A 20,080-nucleotide genomic window follows, 5' to 3' on the forward strand; every position below is an offset into this window, starting at 1 on the left:
TATGTCAGTTCAAATTCCAATTGATTTACGTGTTTTAGGACATAGTTTCCGTTTAGCCACAACTGAAGAAAAAAGAGAAGATTTAGAGCGTGCGGCACAATTATTGAATGAACGCTATGATGAGTTTCGTCGTAAAGCGCCCAATATGGAACCGAGCAAACTGATTATTGTGGTGGCTTTAGAGTTGATGCAAGAGGTTCTTTCTATGAATAAATCTTTGCAGCATTATGAGCATTGTGAGCGTTTACTCAGCACCATTTTGCAAGAAGTTGAAGCCCTTACTTAAGTGGTGTTTTTTTGACTTAAGTTTGCATAAAGGCTATGCAAACAAGCTCTATCTTTATAGTTAATTCGTGAACATGAGTTGCCAAGCAACTGAGATGGGTTATACTAATTCTAACTCTGAGGTGTTCGCCAGCGAGTCTATATCCCTGCCGATACTTTAATCTTAGGATTGTGTTCTGCATATTTAGAGCGTATGCCCATCTCGTATGGGAAACCCAGCAAGTATGCGTCGCGTCCGCCTTGAACTTTTTCGGGTTCAGGGTAACGACATGCAGCGGCATCTTCGGAGCTATTTATTTTTAAATATCTAAAAATAAAATGTCTAAAAAATATAAAATCGTTTAGAAAAATGTATCAGCAGAAACCTTAAACCGCTCAGACAGCGCTTTAATATGACGAATATTCAACTGGCGTTTGCCGCTTAAAATCTCCGAAATCACAGATTGAGTTGCAACCTCTGCCAAGTCAGATTGACCTAATCCATGTTGCGCCATCAAAAAAGCTAAAGCAGCACGACCATCTCCATGAGGAATAGGCAGGTGTTCATTTTCATAAACAGAAACCAAGTCACCGAGTTGATGAATCAGCCCCATTAAAGGATGCGTTTCATCATCACCAACAATATCTAAAAGCTCATCTAAAGCCTCGACAAGTGCATGAAAATCTTTTTCATTTTCTGGTTTACTCAGCAAAGGAGCAACGTAGTGCCAGTGATCTACAGCCTGTTTAATCATTGCGTTCATACTAATCCTCCTTCCAATGACCTTTGTCATATTCTTTATGGGATAACACATGACGAATATACACACGCTTTGCCTGATACATCACAACAGCAATAAGTCGAATCTTATTCCCACCAATATCGAATACATGAAACTTTCCAACTTTATCAACTGCTGGAAATAACTGCTTCATTTCGGCAAAGTCTTTCGGATCATTTGCCTTAATAATTCGACACCAACCATCGAGTGCTGTTTCAGCCTGTGGCCACTTGTGCATTGCCTCTATAATTCTAGCGTGGGTGATCACATGCATAATATTTTATCGCATTTTGCTATAAATCAAGTATAAACTGATTATCGCATATTGCAATATTTTATAGCGAATTAAACAAACTCAGTTTCACCAACTTGATGATAGTGACGATTAAAATAAACCAACGCCTGATCTTGTTGATTTTTTTGAATAGCAACAATTGGGCAAATAAAAATAGTATGCGTCCCCACTTCTTGAATTTGTGAAATTTCACAATCAAAACTGACCAATGCATTTTTTAATATAGGAGCACCTGTTTCCAAAGCTGCCCATTCAGCCTGCTTAAAACGCTCATCGGAACTCAATTTTGATGAGGCAAATGCATTGGAAAGATGTTCTTGTTCTGCATTTAGCACATTCACACACAGCACTTTATTCTCTAAAAAACTGAGATGTGAACGCGATGATTTATTCATACACACCAATAATGTTGGCGGTGTATCTGTCACGCTACATACCGCAGATGCAGTAAAACCATGACGTCCTGCATCTCCCATTGTCGTCACTACATTGACTGCACTTGATAAGAAAGACATTGCATTTTTGAAGTCTGTTGCTTTAACCATCACCGTATTCCAACACTCAACTTTTTTAGAAAGTTCAAAGGATGCTTTTTGCCTGAAAAAGCATCCCTGATTCACTTAACTTAAATTCACTTGGCTTGAATTCACTTCGCCTGATCGAACGCTTAACTAGATAATTCTTGGCGAATAATCTTCGTACCAGCAGCCAAAGCCTGTAACTTGCCTCGTGCAACCTGACGACTCAATGGTGCCATTCCACAGTTAGTCGATGGGTACAACTTGTCAGCATCGACAAATTGCAATGCTTTGCGCAATGTATCTGCAACTTCATCGGCTGTTTCAATCGTATTCGTTGCGACATCAATCGCACCCACCATCACCTTTTTACCACGGATAAGTTCAAGCAAATCCATCGGAACACGTGAGTTGTGACATTCCAGTGAGATAATATCCAAATTAGACTGCTGTAGTTTTGGGAAAACTGCTTCGTATTGACGCCATTCTGAGCCGAGTGTTTTTTTCCAATCGGTATTGGCTTTAATGCCATAGCCATAGCAAATATGCACGGCTGTTTCACATTTCAAACCTTCTAACGCGCGCTCTAATGTTGCCACGCCCCAGTCATTCACCTCATCAAAAAACACATTAAACGCAGGTTCATCAAACTGGATGATATCCACGCCTGCTGCTTCAAGTTCACGCGCTTCCTGATTCAGGATTTTGGCAAATTCCCACGCCAGTTTTTCACGGCTCTTGTAGTGCGCATCGTATAAAGTATCAATCATGGTCATAGGACCAGGCAGCGCCCATTTGATGGGTTGATCTGTCAGTGAACGCAGGAATTTGGCATCTTCAACAAAGACTGGTTTTTGCCTAGAAACTGCACCCACCACAGAAGGGACACTGGCATCATAACGATCACGAATTTTGACTGTTTCACGTTTTTCAAAATCGACACCTTCAAGGTGTTCAATAAAGGTGGTGACAAAATGCTGACGGGTTTGCTCCCCATCACTCACAATATCAATCTCTGCTTGCTGTTGTTCATGCAGTGATAGACGTAGCGCATCTTGTTTTGCGTCCAGTAATTCTTGCCCTGTTAATTTCCAAGCTGACCAAAGCTTTTCAGGTTCTGCGAGCCACGAAGGTTTAGGTAAACTGCCAGCCGTTGAGGTCGGTAATAAAATAGCCATTTTGAATCTTCTATCTGTATTTTAAGTTAAGCAACACGTTCTTGATTGGCAGCATGTAGCGGCACGAACTTGGCAGCCCATTGTTCAAGAATATCTTGATAAGGCTTGATAAAGTTTTCTTCAGTCCATTTGCCCTGCTTGACTGCCAACTGACCTCGCTCAACACGGTCATATACAACTTGGGTTAATGAATAATCCTGATAATTCAAACTTGGCTGATAGACCTCGCCTGCAGGTGAGTTGGTGTTATAAATTTCAGGACGATAAATTTTCTGGAAACTTTCCATAGTACTGATGGCACTGATCAACTCAAAATCTGTGTAATCATGCAGTAAATCGCCAGAAAAATAGAACGCAAGCGGTGCATTGCTATTTTCAGGTTTGAAGTAACGCACGGTTAAACCCATTTTTTCAAAATAGTCATCGGTTCTTGAATATTCATCATTTTTATATTCTGTACCTAAGACAGGATGCACATTGGTCGTACGATAATAAGTTTTTGTGGTTGATACGCTCAGGCAAATCACAGGTTGTTTTTGAAACTCAGCTTGGAACACTGCTGAACTGACCAAATGCTGATAAAGCTTGCCATGTAAATCACCAAAACTTTCAGGCTTTTCATTTACTTTGCAGCCTAATGCTGGCAAGACCACACTAAAATCATAATCACGAACATACGATGAAAAACTGTTGCCAATCATGCCTTCAATACGTTCATTTGTTTGATGATCTGTGATCGTACTTTTTAGCATTTCAATGAATGGAAAAGTTTTGCCATTTCCTTCAATATCAATTTCTGCAGAAATAATGTCGATTTCAAGCGAATAACGATCACCTTTTGGGTTATCGCAAGATGCCAGCGAGTTAAAACGATTATTGATCATCGCTAAAGTTCTGCGTAAATTTTCCTGACGGCTTTCACCACGCGCCAAATTTGCAAAATTGGTGGTTAAACGCGTGTTGTTAGCAGGTTCATAGTTTTCGTCAAAACGAATACGTTTAATTGAACAGGTGAATGGCTTTGTCATGATGATCTACTACCCAAATTTAAAAAGTTAAAATTTCTGAATGAGGGTATTTATACTGGAACGACAAAGTGAATAAAAATGATTTAACCTCAGTCCAAAGTGAATTTTATTCACCTTAATTTAAAATATGCAGCAAAACATCTAAAAATGATGGTTTTTCTGTTATCCCTTAAATTTAAAAATTAAAATAAATATTTCAATAACAACAAGTTAAAACCAAAAAATATTTTTATTCCGATAAATATTGAAGAGTATATTTTAGAGGACAGCACATAGTTCATTCAGTAGATTTCAGCCCTGAATGAATGAAACTCAGCTTGAAGTTAGAAAATCTCAGCTTCTGATTGGCTTGGTTTAGCATCTTCATGATCAAAATGTATTCAGTTGGTCACATCAAAAAACAACGAGAAAAAAATCGGCAGGCAAAAAAATAGGTCAATTCGTCAGTTGACCAATTGACCTTACGATAAGCTCACTCGGAGCTTCTTAGATGATGCAGTTTTATTGAACTTGTGCAGGAAAATCATCTTCTGCCAATGCAGCGGTAATTTGATCTACTGTTGCAGTGCTTTCCACAGTCACAATTTTAGTCGCTAAATCGACTTCAACTTTTGCAGCAGGATCAACATCTTGAATGGTTGCCGTGACACCACGTGCACAACCGCCACAAGTCATATTTTCAATCAATAGTTTCATTGCGAACTCCACACTTCTGCCTTTGTTGAACTGTAGTTTAAAGCTTACTATGCTGGCAAGGTCAAGCCTATTTTGGGCTAAAATTTACTTGACCTTACCATCGTGTCAATCTATATGCTAAACACATCCTCCAAATTATAGAGACGACCATGGACGCAAAACACCCAAATGCCTCTCCCTATCAGGAAACTTTGTCTATAGAAGGCATGACCTGTGCCTCATGTGTCGGGCGTGTCGAAAAAGCCTTAAAAAAAGTCGATGGTGTAGAAAAAGCTGAAGTGAATCTTGCAACAGAAAAAGCACTGATTCACGCATCGCAACCTTTAGACCGTGCACTGCTCATTAAGGCAGTGCAACGTGCAGGTTTTGATGTAGCTGCCATTCAACCAATAGAACTGTCTATTGATGGCATGACCTGTGCCTCGTGTGTAGCACGTGTCGAAAAAGCCTTAAAGAAAGTGTCTGGTGTAGAACAAGCCAATGTCAATTTGGCGACTGAACGCGCATGGATTCAACCGAATGCCACAGTTTCTAGCCAAGACCTGATTCGAGCGATTCAAAAAGCAGGTTATGACGCCAAACTGCTGCAACACGACTCTAACGAACAACACGATAAAAAGAATCTGGAACAGCAACAACTGAAACGTGATTTAGTAATTTCACTGATTTTAGCCTTGCCTGTATTTATTCTGGAAATGGGCTCACACATGATTCCCGCCTTTCACATGTGGGTGATGCACAATATTGGGCAACAACAAAGTTGGTTGATTCAATTTGCTTTAACCACATTGGTGCTGCTGTTACCAGGACGTCGTTTTTATCAAAAAGGGATTCCAGCGCTGTTACGTTTTGCGCCTGATATGAACTCTTTGGTGGCTGTGGGAACTTTGGCTGCATACAGTTTTTCATTGGTAGCGACATTTATGCCACAGCTTTTACCAGAAGGCACAGTGCATGTTTATTATGAAGCTGCGGCAGTGATTGTCAGTTTAATTTTGCTAGGGCGCTATTTCGAAGCCAAAGCCAAAGGTCGCACTTCACAAGCCATTCAGCATTTAATTGGTATGCAAGCCAAAACTGCGCGTATTCATCGAGATGGTCAAATCATTGAAGTACCTGTGGCAGAAGTCAGTTCCAATACCATTGTCGAAATCCGCCCGGGTGAACGTATTCCTGTAGATGGTGAAGTAGTCGAAGGTCATAGTTATATAGATGAATCGATGATTACAGGTGAACCTGTTCCTGTGGCAAAACAAGTGGGCAATCAAGTTGTAGGCGGTACCATCAACCAAAATGGCACACTAAATATTCGTGCTACTGCCATTGGTGAAGCTTCGGTGTTGGCGCAAATTATTCGTATGGTCGAGCAGGCGCAAGGCTCTAAATTACCTATTCAAGCCTTGGTGGATAAAGTGACCATGTGGTTTGTACCTGCCGTGATGTTATTGGCTGCACTTACTTTTATTGTGTGGTTTATTTTTGGTCCAGAACCTACCCTAACCTTTGGTTTAGTCAATGCAGTCGCTGTTCTAATTATTGCCTGCCCATGTGCGATGGGTTTAGCCACACCGACTTCAATTATGGTGGGAACAGGTCGTGGCGCAGAAATGGGCGTGCTGTTTCGTAAAGGCGAAGCTTTGCAGCTTTTGCAAGATGTTAAAGTGGTCGCGGTGGATAAAACAGGAACGCTCACCGAAGGCAAACCAACATTAACCGATTTTCATGTGCAATCGGGTTTTGATGCAGATCAGGTCTTTGCACTTTTGGCATCGGTAGAAGCGAAATCTGAGCATCCCATTGCACTGGCGATTGTGCAAGCTGCAACAGAAAAGCAAGTCAGTTTACTGCCTGTGACCGAGTTTGACAGCATCACAGGTTCAGGTATTGAAGCACTGGTGAATGGTCAACGTATTCAGATTGGTGCAGACCGTTATATGCAACAAATTGGGCTAGATGTTAGCGCTTTTAATGCAGAAGCTGCACGTTTAGGACAAGAAGGCAAAACACCCATTTATATGGCGATTGATCAACAACTGGCAGCCATTGTTGCCGTTGCAGACCCAATTAAAGACACGACTTTTGCTGCTATTGCGGCGTTGCATCAACTGGGTTTAAAAGTGGCGATGATTACGGGAGATAACCGACATACGGCTCAGGCAATTGCTGCACGTTTACAGATTGATCATGTGGTGGCCGAGGTTTTACCTGAAGGCAAGGTCGATGTTGTACGTGAATTACAACAGCAATTTGGACGTGTGGCTTTTGTGGGTGATGGTATTAATGATGCCCCTGCTTTGGCACAAGCCGATGTTGGAATTGCGATTGGTACAGGTACAGATGTTGCGATTGAAGCAGCCGAAGTTGTATTGATGTCGGGCAATTTACAAGGTGTGCCCAATGCAATTGCTTTGAGTAAAGCCACTATCCGCAATATTCGTCAAAATCTGTTTTGGGCATTTATTTATAATATTGCCTTGATTCCAATTGCTGCAGGCGTGCTATACCCGTTTGCAGGTATTTTGCTCTCGCCTATTTTTGCTGCGGGCGCGATGGCATTATCTTCAGTGTTTGTATTGGGTAATGCGCTCCGTTTAAAATATTTCCAAGCAGCACAGATTTAAATGCAACATACAAAAGGGTTTAGAAGATTGCTCTACGCCCTTTTTATGAGAGAAGTCACATGAATATTGGTCAAGCCTCTAAGCTATCGGGTATTTCCAGCAAAATGATTCGTTATTATGAGCAAATTGGTTTACTGGATACCGCCAAACGCTCTGCTTCGGGTTATCGGATTTATTCTGAGCAAGATTTAAAAACTTTGTCTTTTATTAAGCATGCACGGGATTTGGGGTTTTCTTCTGAGCAAATGAAAGAATTGCTAGGTTTATGGAAAAATGCTGACCGACAAAGTGCAGAAGTGAAGCAACTCACGCTTAAACATATTGAAACCTTAAAACAGAAGATTACGCAATTACAGGAAATGGCGAACTGGTTGCAAAGCTCTGCAGATCATTGCTCTGGCGATGAACAGGCAGATTGTGTGATTTTGAAAGATATTGAATTGGGGAAGTGATTTGGAATTAAGCTTCCCCCATTCAAACAAGACCTGACAGTTATCCACTTGTTAGAAACCATTGTTGTATCTGTCAGCTTAAATTTAACTTAGGAAATCTACATCCCTATCTTTTTAATACATAGCATAAAAAAACTCACACTTTGGGGAAGTGTGGGGGGAAACTTGGAATATCTGTTACTTTATGGGAGCGTATTATATATAAACACAATTTGAATTAGTGAGCATTCTATATAATTTACGAGATAAATTTAACACTTTTTAAGAATCTCTCCGATAAACTGCACAACAATCAAGTTTTAGCACTATTCATTACGCATATTTTAGCGCGGTAATTCATATCCTTTTTCATTAATTAAACGAACCGCAGCATCACAGACTTCTGCATCATAAATTGTACCGTGTCCACGTATGACTTCTGCAAGTGCGACATCTACCCCTAATGCGAGGAGAAATAAATGACTTTAAATCAAATACGTCTGGCGATACTAAGTCACGAGATAATTTAGGCATACTTTACCCTGCACCCAACCGATGAATGGTTTTTAGACTGACTTCGCTCACTACAGGTACCACAATATTCTGAAAAGACATCACGATATTTCCTATTTACTTGCAAGCCTGATTGAATCAATCTCTTTTATCATCTTACAAGCTATTGATCATTTTTTAAGGCATTTAAAGGTTGAAATTTAAGGAAATTTTATAAAAAACTCCAAGCTCAAACTCAAAAACCACATTACGACTTCATCTATTTTGTGAAATACCTCTCATTTTTAAACGATAAATTTTTTAGAATGATTTATGCTATATCACACATCAATAAACGAAAATTGAATAACAAGAGAGTTTGATCTATGCCACATTCTTACCACCTCGAAAAACACTATATTGAACGGTCTGGATGGTTACGTGCTGCAGTATTGGGTGCGAACGATGGGATCATTTCTGTGACCAGTTTGGTCGTGGGGATGGCAGCCAGTGGTGCATCTTCTCAAACATTGTTAATTACCTGTATTGCAGGCTTAATTTCGGGCGCTGCTTCTATGGCAGCAGGTGAATATATTTCGGTGAAATCTCAACAAGACATTGAACAAAATGACCTTGCGATGGAAGCACGCGAATTAAAACTCAATCCAGAGCATGAACTAAAAGAACTCACCAATATTTATATGATTCGTGGTTTAGATGCCGAATTGGCAGAACAAGTTGCCATACAACTGACTGCTCACAATGCTCTAGATGCCCATGCCCGTGACGAAATTGGTATTTTAGAACACACCTCAGCGCAGCCATTTATGGCAGCTTTTTCATCGGCATTGGCATTTACTGTAGGTTCATTATTCCCGTTGGTGTCTATTTTACTCTTACCTGAACATCTGTTAGACAAAGGCGTGATGTTGGTCGGTGTAATCAGTCTAGGGGTTATGGGTGCGCTTGCCAGCTATGTCGGTGGCGCAAGTATGTGGAAAGGTGCATTGCGTGTCATGATCTGGGGTATTGTCGCCATGGTATTCAGTGCGTGGATTGGTTCAATGTTCCATGTCGCTGTGGCTTAAAATCTAGAAAACTCAGTATAAAAATCTGCCCTATCTTTGGATAAAAATATGTTCAGAGATAGGGCAAGCTTCAGAAATAACATGAATGAACAGCTTATCCATGCAAAGTTTATATCTCTAAAACTTCTATCTTCAAAGTTAATCAAATAAAACTACAACAGATTCAGCCCACAATTTTAAGTCAGTTTTAAGTTTCAAATTTTAAACTAAAGCATCTTAAAGTCTTTTGAATCATTGACAATGTCTAAGCAGCCCGAATCACCACTTGCTCCATCTATCTTTGCCCGACTACGCTTTTGGCAAAAACCGATTTCTTTATTCTATTTCAATCTACTGCTTGCCCTATGGTTAGGCTTGGTATTGAACTATGGATTTTATGAGAAAATTCAACAATTCACACCTTATCAGGGCATTAAAGCCATAGGCTTATTGATTGCAACTGTGATCGTCATCGTATCGGCGTATCATCTGTTGCTGCAATGGCTAAACTGGCGTTGGAATGCCAAAATATTAGCCAGTATTTTGATTGTAGTCGGTGGATTCAGCGCTTATTTTGTTAATAGCTTGGGCGCAGTGATTACCGCAGACCAAATTCAAAATATGCTGCAAACCGATGTACGTGAAGTACGTGATCTTTTGTCTGTACGCTTAGTGGTTTGGAGTGTGCTGTTTGTACTATTGCCATTGGTCTTGGTGTGGTCTGTTAAAATTCAGCCGACTCATTTTGCCCGTCAATTACTGCAAAAGACTTTAGGCAGTGTAGTTTCGATTGTGCTGATTTTGGGTTTATTGTTCTGTTTTTATGTGGATTATGCTGCAATCTTCCGCGAGCATCGTGATTTAAAAGGCATGCTTTCTCCACAAAATGCGATTGCCTCTAGTCTATCGTATTATAAAAAGAAAGCACCCAAACAGAATTTGCCGCTGCTGCGCTATGGTGAAGATGCACATTTAATTCAACGTGCGCAAACAGGCACAGCACCCAAAATTATGCTGTTGGTGGTTGGTGAAACTGCACGTGCCGAAAGCTTCTCGCTGAATGGCTACGCAAAAAATACCAACCCTGAACTCTCTAAGCTGCCTGTGATTAATTTCACTCAAGTCAGCTCTTGTGGTACAGCCACGGCTGTTTCTGTGCCGTGCATGTTCTCGGGGATGCCACGCCAAAATTATGATGAACAACTGGCAAGTCACCGTGAAGGATTACTGGATATTGCTCAGCGTGCAGGTTATCAAGTCACTTGGATTGATAACAATTCAGGCTGTAAAGGTGCCTGTGATCGGGTGCAGCAATATCAAATTCCTGCAGCGCTAAAACAAAAATGGTGTGATGCTAGCGGTGAATGTTTAGATGAAATTTTAGTGGACAGTTTACAGGCTTATCTTGCTCAGCTTGACTCGAAAGACAGACGTTCACATTTAATTATCTTGCACCAAATGGGCAGTCATGGACCTGCTTATTTCAAACGCTCAACCGTAGCTTATCAACCCTTCCAACCGACGTGTAACAGCAATGCGATTCAGGGTTGCAGTGCCGATGCCTTACGCAATACCTATGACAACTCGATTGTCTATACCGACCATGTTTTAAGTCAGTTGATTCAAACTTTAGAGCAACAAAAACACTATCAAACTGGTTTTTGGTATTTATCTGATCATGGTGAATCGACAGGCGAGCATGGTTTATATTTACACGGCGCACCGTATTCTATGGCACCGACTCAACAAACTCATGTACCGATGCTGATGTGGTTTTCAGAAGCTTGGCAACAACAAAATTCCGCGCAAGTGAATTGCTTAAAAGCACAACGCCAAGCAGCATTGAGTCAGGACAATCTTTTCCCAAGTTTATTGAGCTTACTAGATGTAAAAAGCCAAGTGATTGATCCGAAAAATGATATGCTGAATCAATGTTCTGCCCCATCTACCACTCAACCGCAGCACGAGTCATCACATGCCTAAAATATTAATCATTGAAGATGATTTTATGATTGCCGAATCGACCCAAACCTTGCTCAAGTTACAGCAATTTGATGTTACTTGGGGGAACAACGGGATTGATGGCTTAAAGCAATTAGAGCAGCAAGATATCCAGTTGGTGTTGCTGGACTTAGGCTTACCCATGATGGACGGCATGCAGGTATTAAAAAACATTCGCCAGTTACATCCACAATTGCCCGTGCTGATTATTTCTGCGCGTGATCAATTGCAACAACGGGTGGATGGTTTAAATCAGGGTGCAGATGATTATTTAATTAAACCCTATGAATTTGATGAATTACTGGCGCGAATTTATGCCCTGCTCAGACGTAGCGGCGCACAAAATCCTGTAAACGATACCGCACATATTTTAAGTTATGGCGATTTAGTCTTAGATACCGAACAACATTTGGCAAAATTCAAAGGTGAATATATCGAATTGTCGAATCGTGAATGGGCAATTTTAATGGCTTTGGTCAGCCACCCTAATAAAATTTTCTCTAAAAGTAATTTAGAAGATAAATTATATGATTTTGACAGTGAAGTCAGCAGCAACACCATTGAAGTCTATATTCACCATTTACGCGCCAAACTTGGCAAGGACTTTATTCGTACCATTCGTGGTTTGGGCTACCGTTTAGGGCAAATTTAATGCAATCCTACTCTTTGCAAAAACGTCTGATTGTTTATGTTTCTATCTTTAGTGTCATGTTGGGCTGCGTTTTGGTATTTGCAGCGTATCGAATTGCCCTAGAAGAAATGAATGAAATTTTAGATGCACAAATGCAAAGTTTGGCAGAACGCATTGCAGCGAACCATCCTGAACCTACACAGAGCCAAATCGATTTAAATCAGAGATATAGCGAAGAAGACTTATTTGTCGATATTTGGTCATATGACGATGCTACAACACAATTACACCCTCAAGATGTGTTGCTACAACCCGTAGAAAAACCAGGGTTAATAACTGCTAGTTGAAATCTACCTATTTCTATATTATTATATACAAATGAGTAGATATGTTAGTATTGGCGTTGCAGCTAAAACACTGGGTGTTTCCATCCAAACCCTAAGAAGATGGGATGAGGAAGGCACTTTAGTCGCAGATAGAACCCCAAAAAATCACAGACGTTACGATCTAAGCAAGATCACACCTGAACTTATCCATGATCTATCAATTCAGAACAGCCGAAAAACTATTGCTTATGCAAGAGTATCTAGTCACGATCAAAAGGCTGATCTTGAGCGACAAAAACAAGTTTTGGAAATGTACTGTGCCAAGCAGGGATGGACATTTGAGATTATTAGTGATTTAGGCTCAGGGATGAATTATCACAAAAAAGGGCTTAAGGCTCTTTTGGATGGAATTATTAATAATGAAATTGGTCGATTGGTTTTAACCCACAAAGATCGATTATTACGTTTTGGTGCTGAATTGGTTTTTGCTTTATGTGAAGCTCGGAATGTTGAAATTGTAATTATTAATCAGGGTGAAAATTTGAGTTTTGAGGAGGAACTGGCTCAAGATGTCCTGGAAATTATCACTGTATTTTCAGCACGATTATATGGAAGCCGAAGTAAAAAGAACCAAAAGCTAATACAGGCGGTCAAAGAAGCACTATGAGTCGATTTATACGAGGGCATATCATTGAATTGATGCCCAATAATAAACAAGCAAGCCATTTTGCTCAGGCAAGTGGTGTTGCTCGTTTGTCGTATAATTGGGCTTTAAGAGAGTGGCAGCGACAATACAAGGCTGATAAGGAATATCGAGATCAGTGTGAGTATTATGATGTTGCGGTGAATGAAATGCTTCTTAATAGACCTAAAGAGAGTAAATTAAGAAAGCACCTAAACACTTTTAAATTTGAAAAATATCCTTTCATGAAGAAAGTGACTAAGTGCGCACCACAGTTGGCGATTAAGCAGTTGGGTAGTGCTTTTGATAGATTTTTTAACGGCAAATCAGGATACCCCAAGCCAAGAAAAAAAGGCAAGGATGACCGTTTTTCATTATCAAATGATCAATTTAGCGTAAAGGGTCGGTCTATTAAAATCCCTAATTTGGGTTGGGTGAAAATGACTGAGAATCTGCGCTATAAGGGTAAAATTCTCTCGGCCAAAATATTTAAACAAGGTGGTAAGTGGTTTGTATCAATCGCTGTCGAACTCACCCAGATCGAAAAGCTTAAACCGAAAACAGGTTTAAGTATCGGTGTTGATTTGGGTGTCTCTAATCTTGCCACCCTTTCAAATGGTGAGGTTATTCCTTCTAACGCACCACTTAAAAGACAGCTTGCAAAACTAAGGCGACTCAACAAGTCTTTTAGTCGTAAGAAAAAAGGTAGTCAGAATCGAGAAAAAGCAAAAGCCAAGCTATCTCGCCTGCACTATAAAATTGCCTGTCTACGCAAGAATAATCTTCATCAAGTCACAACGGATTTGGTAACACGTTTTGATGTGATTGCGATTGAAGATTTGAATGTTAAAGGCATGTTGAGGAATCGTAAACTCGCAAGAGCTATATCCGATATGGGTTTTTATGAGTTTAAAAGGCAGTTGATTTATAAAGCCAAACAGCATGGAAAATCGGTACTTTCGGTTGGTCGATTCTTCCCAAGTAGTAAAATGTGTTCGTGCTGTGGTGAATTAAATCAATCTCTCACACTTTCTGCGCGAGAGTGGAAGTGCTTAGTTTGCCAAACCATCCAAAATCGTGATGTTAATGCATCAATTAATATCCTGCGATATGCGGATAAAGATTTAATCACTGCATAAGTGGTGATTAAGGCGGTGAGTTACACCGTGACAGCCTATGGAATTGAGGTAATCCCTAAAGCAAATGTTTTAGGTTCTTGATGGTGAAGTAGGAATTAAACATCAAACCCACATTGAGTAGGTTTGAGTAGGTTTTAAATAACGGTTTTATAATCATCAAACCGAAGTTGGACTGTGGCATACCTATATTTTGCCGCAAGAAACCCTACAGATTCAAATTAGCCAGCAAAACTCTGTGCGCCAATATTTAGCTTTAGAATTAGCGGCAAATATGTTTATTCCCTATGCAATATTTTTACCCTTTGCCCTTTTGGCTTTGGGTTGGCTGATTCGTCATAATTTTCAACCACTAAATAACTTTAAAAGCGAATTGGCACGTCGTAAAGCGCAGGATCTCAGCCCGATTCACATGTTGGATTATCCTGTCGAGCTTGCACCCACGATTCAGGAAATGAATCAGTTATTTACGCGAATTTCTGCCGCACAGCAGGAACAGCGCCAGTTCGTTGCCGATGCTGCACATGAATTACGTACCCCACTCACTGCACTCAATTTACAAGTACAAATTTTATTGCAGCAATTTCCACATAGTGATGCCCTCAATAATTTAAGCCAAGGGGTTTTGCGTTTACAGCATTTAGTCAATCAGTTATTAAGCTTAGCCAAGCAAGATGCCTCAGATAGTCTAATTGAAAACGATCAAACCCTATCTTTAAATCAAATGACCATTGCCTGTGTGGAACAGCTCATTCAATTGGCATTGCAAAAAGATATTGATTTAGGTGTCGAACAACGCCAAGAGTTGAATATTCATGGACAAAGTTCTGCTTTACTTCCATTATTTATAATTTAATTGATAATGCGATTAAATATACCCCCAAACAAGGCGTGATTAATGTGACTATTTTTCAGCAAGAACAACATGCAATTTTGCAAATTGAAGACAGTGGTGCAGGCATTGACCCCGCACTATTCAATCAAATTCGACAGCGTTTTTACCGTATTCATAACCATGCGGAAATTGGTAGTGGTTTAGGTTTATCTATTGTAGATAAAGCCACCCAACGCTTAGGTGCAAGTTTAGAGTTTTCTAAAAGTGCCAGTTTAGGTGGTTTATGTGTGCAGGTTAAATTTCCGATGCGTTAAGATCGGGTTTTAAGTTAGATTTTGAGTGTGCAATTTATGCGCCAAGAATGCATAGGCAACCACATTCAAACACCAAGTAATCCAGCCTGTCCAAAGATTATGACTAAAAAAATGTGCCCCGCGCATCATTTGCGCCCAGCCCATCCCCATGCCTAAAATACATGCTGCAATTAAGAAAAAATAAGCACGTTTAGGTTGAGCAACCCGATAAACAAAATATCCTACCAATAAAGCAAAACCACTTGAGGCATGCCCCCCTGGAAAACAATGCCCTGCCGTTGCACTTAAATCCCGCCGAACACCATGCGCTGTGGCAATGCTCATATCCCACGGGCAAGCATGTGCCGACTGTGATTTAAGTATTGCAATCACACTGGTCGAAATCACCACCATCCAAAAGAAATAGCCAAACTCCCAACGACGAGCACGTAATTTTTGAAATTTGAAAGACAGCAACCAAGCCAGTAAATAACTCAGATATACCGCAATGAGGATATATTTGACATACCGATGATTTAATACAGCCAATGCCCAGTCTTGTCGAAGTGGAAATTCTGCATGAGCATCCACAAAGGGTTGAATGAGGTATAAATCTAGCCTGCCTGCAACGCTAAAGAAATTGAGCAATATCAGCAAACTCAGAAGGAGTAAAATTGCTTGAAGAAGTAAAAATTTTGAATGCTGATGCCGCATGAGGAATACTCAACTCACTATCTATTTTAAAGTCTGTTTTATGCTTGTTTTTTAAGGAATTAAGCAGAAATCAGGCATGCACCCCAAGTCAATGCGATAATTGCCAAAGCAACAAATTGCGCTGCACTGCCCATATCTTTGGCATTTTTAGACAAGGGATGTTGCTCAATTGAAACACGATCGACCACAGCTTCAATGGCTGAATTAATCAGTTCGACAATGATGGCAAGTAAACACACCACTATCATGATCACTTGTTCGACACGACTAACAGGCATGAAAAAACTGAGTGGAATCAGCAGTGAATTAATCAGAATGATTTGCCGAAATGCCGCTTCATTTTGAAAGGCGGCTTTAAACCCTGCCAAAGAATAGCTTGTGGCATTCAAAATCCTTTGTAAACCAGAAGTGCCTTTGTAAGGAGAGCGTGGAAGCATAGTGAATCTGATTTGAAATAAATCCGATGTTAAGTCACTTAGCTTAAAATTGGCTTAAATATAACCTTTTGAGACTATTAAATTAAATCTGTGTAATATGTAACATTATGAATGCCTATTGAATAATAAGACTCCATCTAAAGTAAGCTGTAAATACCATCAATTTCTTATTGTTGAATCTAAGGTTGTATCAATTGCTCGGCTTCAACTTGCTTAATATCAAAATCAGGACTTTCTTTGGCTTGAATAATTTGCACAGGAATAAAGCGCACTTGAACCACACTTGGTTTTCCACGTGGGTCTTGTGCTAATTTTTGATTCAATGCAGAAATCTGTTGAGGTTTTGGCGCTATATCTCCACGCAAGACTACGCGAATTAAAGTCATCTCTTTACGCCGATCAAACTGCACCGTATCAATCAAATTATTATGTTGATTAAATTGACTTTCAATCAAGCTTTCTACCTGATGTTCATACATCTGTTTATTTAACATCATCATAAAGTTAAAGCTTAAATAGATACCCAGCGCAAAAAGTACTAAAAGACTCACGATATTTCTTTTAATAAATTCAATTACTGTGCTATTTACTTCTTCATCTGAACCGCGTCTAAAACCTGCTGCCCATAACACCAGTGAAGAACTAATTTGAATAGCAACAATATTGGTCAGTGCCAACAGCAGAGCATTTGCTGCATGTTTCCATTCCAGATGCGCAATTAATATGCCACTTGCAACCAGCGGCGGTACCAAAGCAGTCGCAACTGCAACGCCAACAACAGCCACAGACAGACGTGGTGAAACGGCTGCAAATGCCCCTGCTGCACCACCCGCAAGTGCAATCATTAAATCCATAATGGTAGGCTGAGTTCTAGACAGAATTTCATGGGTGATAGGTAAGTTAATATTGATAAGACCTAAAATGATGCCAATACTGACAATCATCGACACACCTAAAACTAAGGTTTTAAATGCTGTTTTAAAAAACAACCATCGATTATCAATAAATGCTAAAGCCATACCTGAAATAGGGCCTAGCATCATCGCAACCAGCATTGCACCAATCACCACTGCGGCTGAATTTGACAATAAACCATAGCCCGCAATAATCGCTGCCAAAGCATTCATTATAAAAAAGGTTTTGCTTGGTAAGGCATCCGCTTGAATGTTCAACCGTACTTGTTTATGATCAATTTTTTTAGAATTTTCGCGCTCCGCCTGTTTGTATTTCAGCTTTTCTTTCAAAAGTTCATATTTTTCTTGTTCAGGACTGTCTTCAACCACTATCGTTGGATCTTGATCTTTTTCCAAAGCATACCTCCGTGTCAGCTAAAGAAGAATCTTTCCAAATCCTCATACGGCCGTAGACTTTGTGCAATTACGCCCATCATGTTTAGCTTCATACAATTTATTATCTGCAAGTTTCAGTACATCAGAAACATCTTCTGCATCTCGAGGCCAAAAAGCGATGCCAACAGAGATGGTGATTTGACCCATCTGATTAATCGTAGTTTCCTGCATGGTTTTTCTAAGCCGCTCTGCAGCTTTATACACCACATTTGCATCTGCAGTCGTCATTAAAACTAGAAATTCTTCACCGCCACTACGACAGCAAACATCCTGTTCCCTAAAATTAGTTAGCATTATTTGCGCGAGCGTTTTAAGTACCACATCACCTTGATCATGCCCATACTGATCATTAATTTGCTTAAAAAAATCTATATCAATGGCTAATACTGCAAATTCGGTACGAGTCTCTAGCAGTTCATTTAAAAATAATTGCATACCACGACGGTTATATAAACCTGTTAATGGGTCCGTATTGACACGATGTTTTAACTCCGCAATCCGATCACTAAAGGTTTCCGAACTCATTAATAATGAGGTTCTAAACTTTAAAACCTCGAAATACCACGGATCAACTTCTTTAATTTTATTTTCAATGTCCGCATGATTGAGCATACTTGCCATACGTGCCAAGCGGTTCAAAGGTGAAGAAATAAAGCTTGAGATATACCAAATCAATAAAAAAATAAAAAAGTAAAAAATGAAGATTCCAATCGATACTTTAAAAATCAGCGTATTAGCTTGTGCAAGTAAATCATCTGTGGGCTGCTGAGAAACTACAATCCAATTTACACTTGGAATATGTGCAAAACCCGCCAAATTATCTATACCTAAACTATTCTTTAAACGAATTGATCCCTTTGTATTCTTATTAATATAATCCAAACCTGTATTATTGATAATTTTTTCACCAATTCGCTTTTTATCTGGATGAAAAATAATACGATTATGTTGATCAATCACATACATATAACTTTTTTTATAATCATACTGAGTATTGAGCATGGTATTAATCAAGTTCTGCTCCTGTAAATAAATCGTACCACTGATTAAGCCTAAATATTGATGTGTTTTATTATAAATAGGTTGTGACATCATGACGATTAAATTATTACTTATAGACCAATAGGGAGATGAAATATAAGTTTTCTTTTTTTCAATAGATCCATCAATACCAATGGTACTATAAGCCTGATTAAAATTAAGTTTTAATGTATTAGGTGCATAAGCTAAAATATGTTTATTCTGCTCTACCAATAAAACACTATTAAAATTATTCGATTGATTTTTTAAGCGTTTTACTTCTTCTTTTCTAACTTGTGTATTATAAAATTTTTTTTCTAATAAACGTGCACTATAATCCAACTCTTGCAGCATATCTGAAAAATGTTGATTGGCACTGGTGGCAATTTTTTCTGCATATTTTTCATTGATCGAAAGTGAATTTTGAATTAATTGTTGTTTAATTACATAATTTAAAATAAAAATACTTACGACAAATAAGCCTGATACACTTAAAATTGTGGAAATTAAAATAAGTTTACGCAGATCCAATCCAAGTCGTAGTAAAAAATGTTTCAACAGTTCCTACCCCAAAAATTCAAAAACTGTGACAATTGCCAACTTTAACACATAATTTTACAACTCAATCACATAATTTTAAAGCAATATAGTTGAATTTTTGATGTTCAATTCAACAAATTGGATAATTCGCTTGTTGCTGACCACAAACTAAATCAGAAATATATCCTCTAAATACAATTTCTACCACACACTTCCTAAGAATGCACCGACTAATAACAAATAAAGACAACTTGAATTTTTTCGTTCTTATTTTTTGCTGAAAACCTTGTCTATTCGATAAATTTTTAGGGTCAGTTACTCATAAAATTACAAAAAATAAATATCTTTTCATGCTTAAAATTTATATAACCACTTAATAAATAGGTTTTTTCTTATATTTAAATAATATTCTAATTTAAGCGGTTGCTCATTTTTAACAGTCTTTTTTGTTGTGGACTCATTAGCATCAGGGCAGATTCCCATGATCATAACTCAACCTCAAACTCTACTCAGTACACCTATAGAATGAGCTGCTCAACAAACCCTTTATGTGCCAATACCTTGGTCTTATCCTGCACAAACATAGTAGCAAAAATTTCAATATTAAAACCTAAAATGGTCGCTGCGTCGATTTTAGTCATAGAAATCAACTTAGCTTTCAGACTTCGCATTGTCATGATGCTACTCATCCGCATTTTATTTTCCACCCTGATCAAAACATTAGCGTGCAAGGCAAATGCTTAG

The 20,080-nt window shown here is 39.1% G+C and carries 19 protein-coding genes, 1 other RNA gene and 2 pseudogenes; 11 read left to right on the forward strand and 11 right to left on the reverse strand.

The annotated features are described in order from the left end of the window. Nucleotide 1 precedes the first annotated feature (1 nt). Nucleotides 2-286, forward strand: coding sequence for a cell division protein ZapA (locus FTU58_RS04675; protein ID WP_004970518.1), 285 nt, complete (start codon nt 2-4; stop codon nt 284-286). A gap of 110 nt (nt 287-396) precedes the next feature. Continuing rightward, a non-coding RNA gene (ssrS, locus tag FTU58_RS04680) (6S RNA) lies at nt 397-579 on the forward strand. A gap of 47 nt (nt 580-626) precedes the next feature. Here the strand turns inward: ssrS and FTU58_RS04685 are convergent. The 6 genes from FTU58_RS04685 to FTU58_RS04710 form a co-directional block, all read right to left on the reverse strand. Then, entirely contained in the window at nt 627-1,028 is a 402-nt protein-coding gene (locus FTU58_RS04685; protein ID WP_004970519.1) for a type II toxin-antitoxin system HigA family antitoxin, read from the reverse strand. Nucleotide 1,029: 1 nt separating this feature from the next. Next, the gene (locus FTU58_RS04690) at nt 1,030-1,320 is read right to left on the reverse strand and encodes a type II toxin-antitoxin system HigB family toxin (RefSeq protein WP_180062141.1); all 291 of its coding nucleotides are present in this window, start codon (nt 1,318-1,320) and stop codon (nt 1,030-1,032) included. A gap of 71 nt (nt 1,321-1,391) precedes the next feature. Then, the gene (locus tag FTU58_RS04695; RefSeq protein WP_004970523.1) at nt 1,392-1,886 is read right to left on the reverse strand and encodes a flavin reductase; all 495 of its coding nucleotides are present in this window, start codon (nt 1,884-1,886) and stop codon (nt 1,392-1,394) included. A gap of 122 nt (nt 1,887-2,008) precedes the next feature. After that, a complete protein-coding gene (locus tag FTU58_RS04700) occupies nt 2,009-3,037 on the reverse strand; it encodes a methionine synthase (RefSeq protein ID WP_004970525.1) in 1,029 nt (342 codons plus the stop codon). Between the two features lie 26 nt (nt 3,038-3,063). After that, nucleotides 3,064-4,065: a putative oxygenase MesX gene (locus FTU58_RS04705; protein WP_154320486.1), complete on the reverse strand. Its 1,002-nt coding sequence runs from the start codon at nt 4,063-4,065 to the stop codon at nt 3,064-3,066. A 501-nt stretch (nt 4,066-4,566) separates the two neighbouring features. Beyond that, the gene (locus tag FTU58_RS04710) at nt 4,567-4,761 is read right to left on the reverse strand and encodes a heavy-metal-associated domain-containing protein (protein WP_004970528.1); all 195 of its coding nucleotides are present in this window, start codon (nt 4,759-4,761) and stop codon (nt 4,567-4,569) included. Between the two features lie 149 nt (nt 4,762-4,910). Between FTU58_RS04710 and FTU58_RS04715 the strand changes: the two genes are divergently transcribed. From FTU58_RS04715 to FTU58_RS04755, 9 genes and pseudogenes are all read left to right on the forward strand, one after another. After that, nucleotides 4,911-7,382, forward strand: coding sequence for a heavy metal translocating P-type ATPase (locus FTU58_RS04715; protein ID WP_096902718.1), 2,472 nt, complete (start codon nt 4,911-4,913; stop codon nt 7,380-7,382). Between the two features lie 59 nt (nt 7,383-7,441). Next, nucleotides 7,442-7,834, forward strand: a complete 393-nt coding sequence (cueR, locus tag FTU58_RS04720; RefSeq protein ID WP_004970532.1) for a Cu(I)-responsive transcriptional regulator — start codon at nt 7,442-7,444, stop codon at nt 7,832-7,834. An 857-nt stretch (nt 7,835-8,691) separates the two neighbouring features. Beyond that, entirely contained in the window at nt 8,692-9,393 is a 702-nt protein-coding gene (locus FTU58_RS04725) for a VIT family protein (RefSeq protein ID WP_096902719.1), read from the forward strand. Between the two features lie 240 nt (nt 9,394-9,633). Beyond that, nucleotides 9,634-11,355, forward strand: a complete 1,722-nt coding sequence (locus FTU58_RS04730; protein WP_180062142.1) for a phosphoethanolamine transferase — start codon at nt 9,634-9,636, stop codon at nt 11,353-11,355. Then, on the forward strand, nt 11,348-12,025 hold the full coding sequence (locus FTU58_RS04735) for a response regulator transcription factor (protein WP_179988912.1): 678 nt from the start codon (nt 11,348-11,350) through the stop codon (nt 12,023-12,025). The genes FTU58_RS04730 and FTU58_RS04735 overlap by 8 nt, the downstream gene beginning before the upstream one ends. Beyond that, nucleotides 12,025-12,333: pseudogene (locus FTU58_RS04740) on the forward strand (two-component sensor histidine kinase); the annotation flags it as partial. The gene FTU58_RS04735 and the pseudogene FTU58_RS04740, both read left to right, overlap by 1 nt. A 49-nt stretch (nt 12,334-12,382) precedes the next feature. Beyond that, nucleotides 12,383-12,997: an IS607 family transposase gene (locus tag FTU58_RS04745; RefSeq protein WP_075167936.1), complete on the forward strand. Its 615-nt coding sequence runs from the start codon at nt 12,383-12,385 to the stop codon at nt 12,995-12,997. Continuing rightward, nucleotides 12,994-14,151, forward strand: a complete 1,158-nt coding sequence (locus FTU58_RS04750; RefSeq protein WP_154320786.1) for an RNA-guided endonuclease TnpB family protein — start codon at nt 12,994-12,996, stop codon at nt 14,149-14,151. The genes FTU58_RS04745 and FTU58_RS04750 overlap by 4 nt, the downstream gene beginning before the upstream one ends. Before the next feature lie 145 nt (nt 14,152-14,296). Continuing rightward, nucleotides 14,297-15,297: pseudogene (locus FTU58_RS04755) on the forward strand (ATP-binding protein); the annotation flags it as partial. A 9-nt stretch (nt 15,298-15,306) separates the two neighbouring features. Here the strand turns inward: FTU58_RS04755 and FTU58_RS04760 are convergent. From FTU58_RS04760 to FTU58_RS14050, 5 genes are all read right to left on the reverse strand, one after another. Continuing rightward, complete coding sequence (locus FTU58_RS04760; RefSeq protein WP_180062143.1) at nt 15,307-15,990, reverse strand: phosphatase PAP2 family protein; 684 nt, start codon at nt 15,988-15,990, stop codon at nt 15,307-15,309. A 59-nt stretch (nt 15,991-16,049) separates the two neighbouring features. Continuing rightward, nucleotides 16,050-16,427 (reverse strand): diacylglycerol kinase, encoded by a 378-nt coding sequence (locus FTU58_RS04765; protein WP_179988910.1) that lies wholly within the window; start codon nt 16,425-16,427, stop codon nt 16,050-16,052. A gap of 179 nt (nt 16,428-16,606) precedes the next feature. After that, entirely contained in the window at nt 16,607-17,737 is a 1,131-nt protein-coding gene (locus FTU58_RS04770) for a TIGR00341 family protein (RefSeq protein WP_004970544.1), read from the reverse strand. A 42-nt stretch (nt 17,738-17,779) separates the two neighbouring features. Then, nucleotides 17,780-19,354 carry a sensor domain-containing diguanylate cyclase gene (locus FTU58_RS04775; RefSeq protein WP_180009250.1) on the reverse strand — a complete coding sequence of 525 codons (1,575 nt, stop codon included), beginning with the start codon at nt 19,352-19,354 and terminating at the stop codon, nt 17,780-17,782. A gap of 500 nt (nt 19,355-19,854) precedes the next feature. After that, complete coding sequence (locus tag FTU58_RS14050) at nt 19,855-19,977, reverse strand: hypothetical protein (protein WP_257222329.1); 123 nt, start codon at nt 19,975-19,977, stop codon at nt 19,855-19,857. Nucleotides 19,978-20,080: the final 103 nt, after the last annotated feature.

The sequence above is a fragment of the Acinetobacter sp. YH12120 genome (assembly GCF_013418795.1).
GTDB classification, from domain to species: domain Bacteria; phylum Pseudomonadota; class Gammaproteobacteria; order Pseudomonadales; family Moraxellaceae; genus Acinetobacter; species Acinetobacter towneri.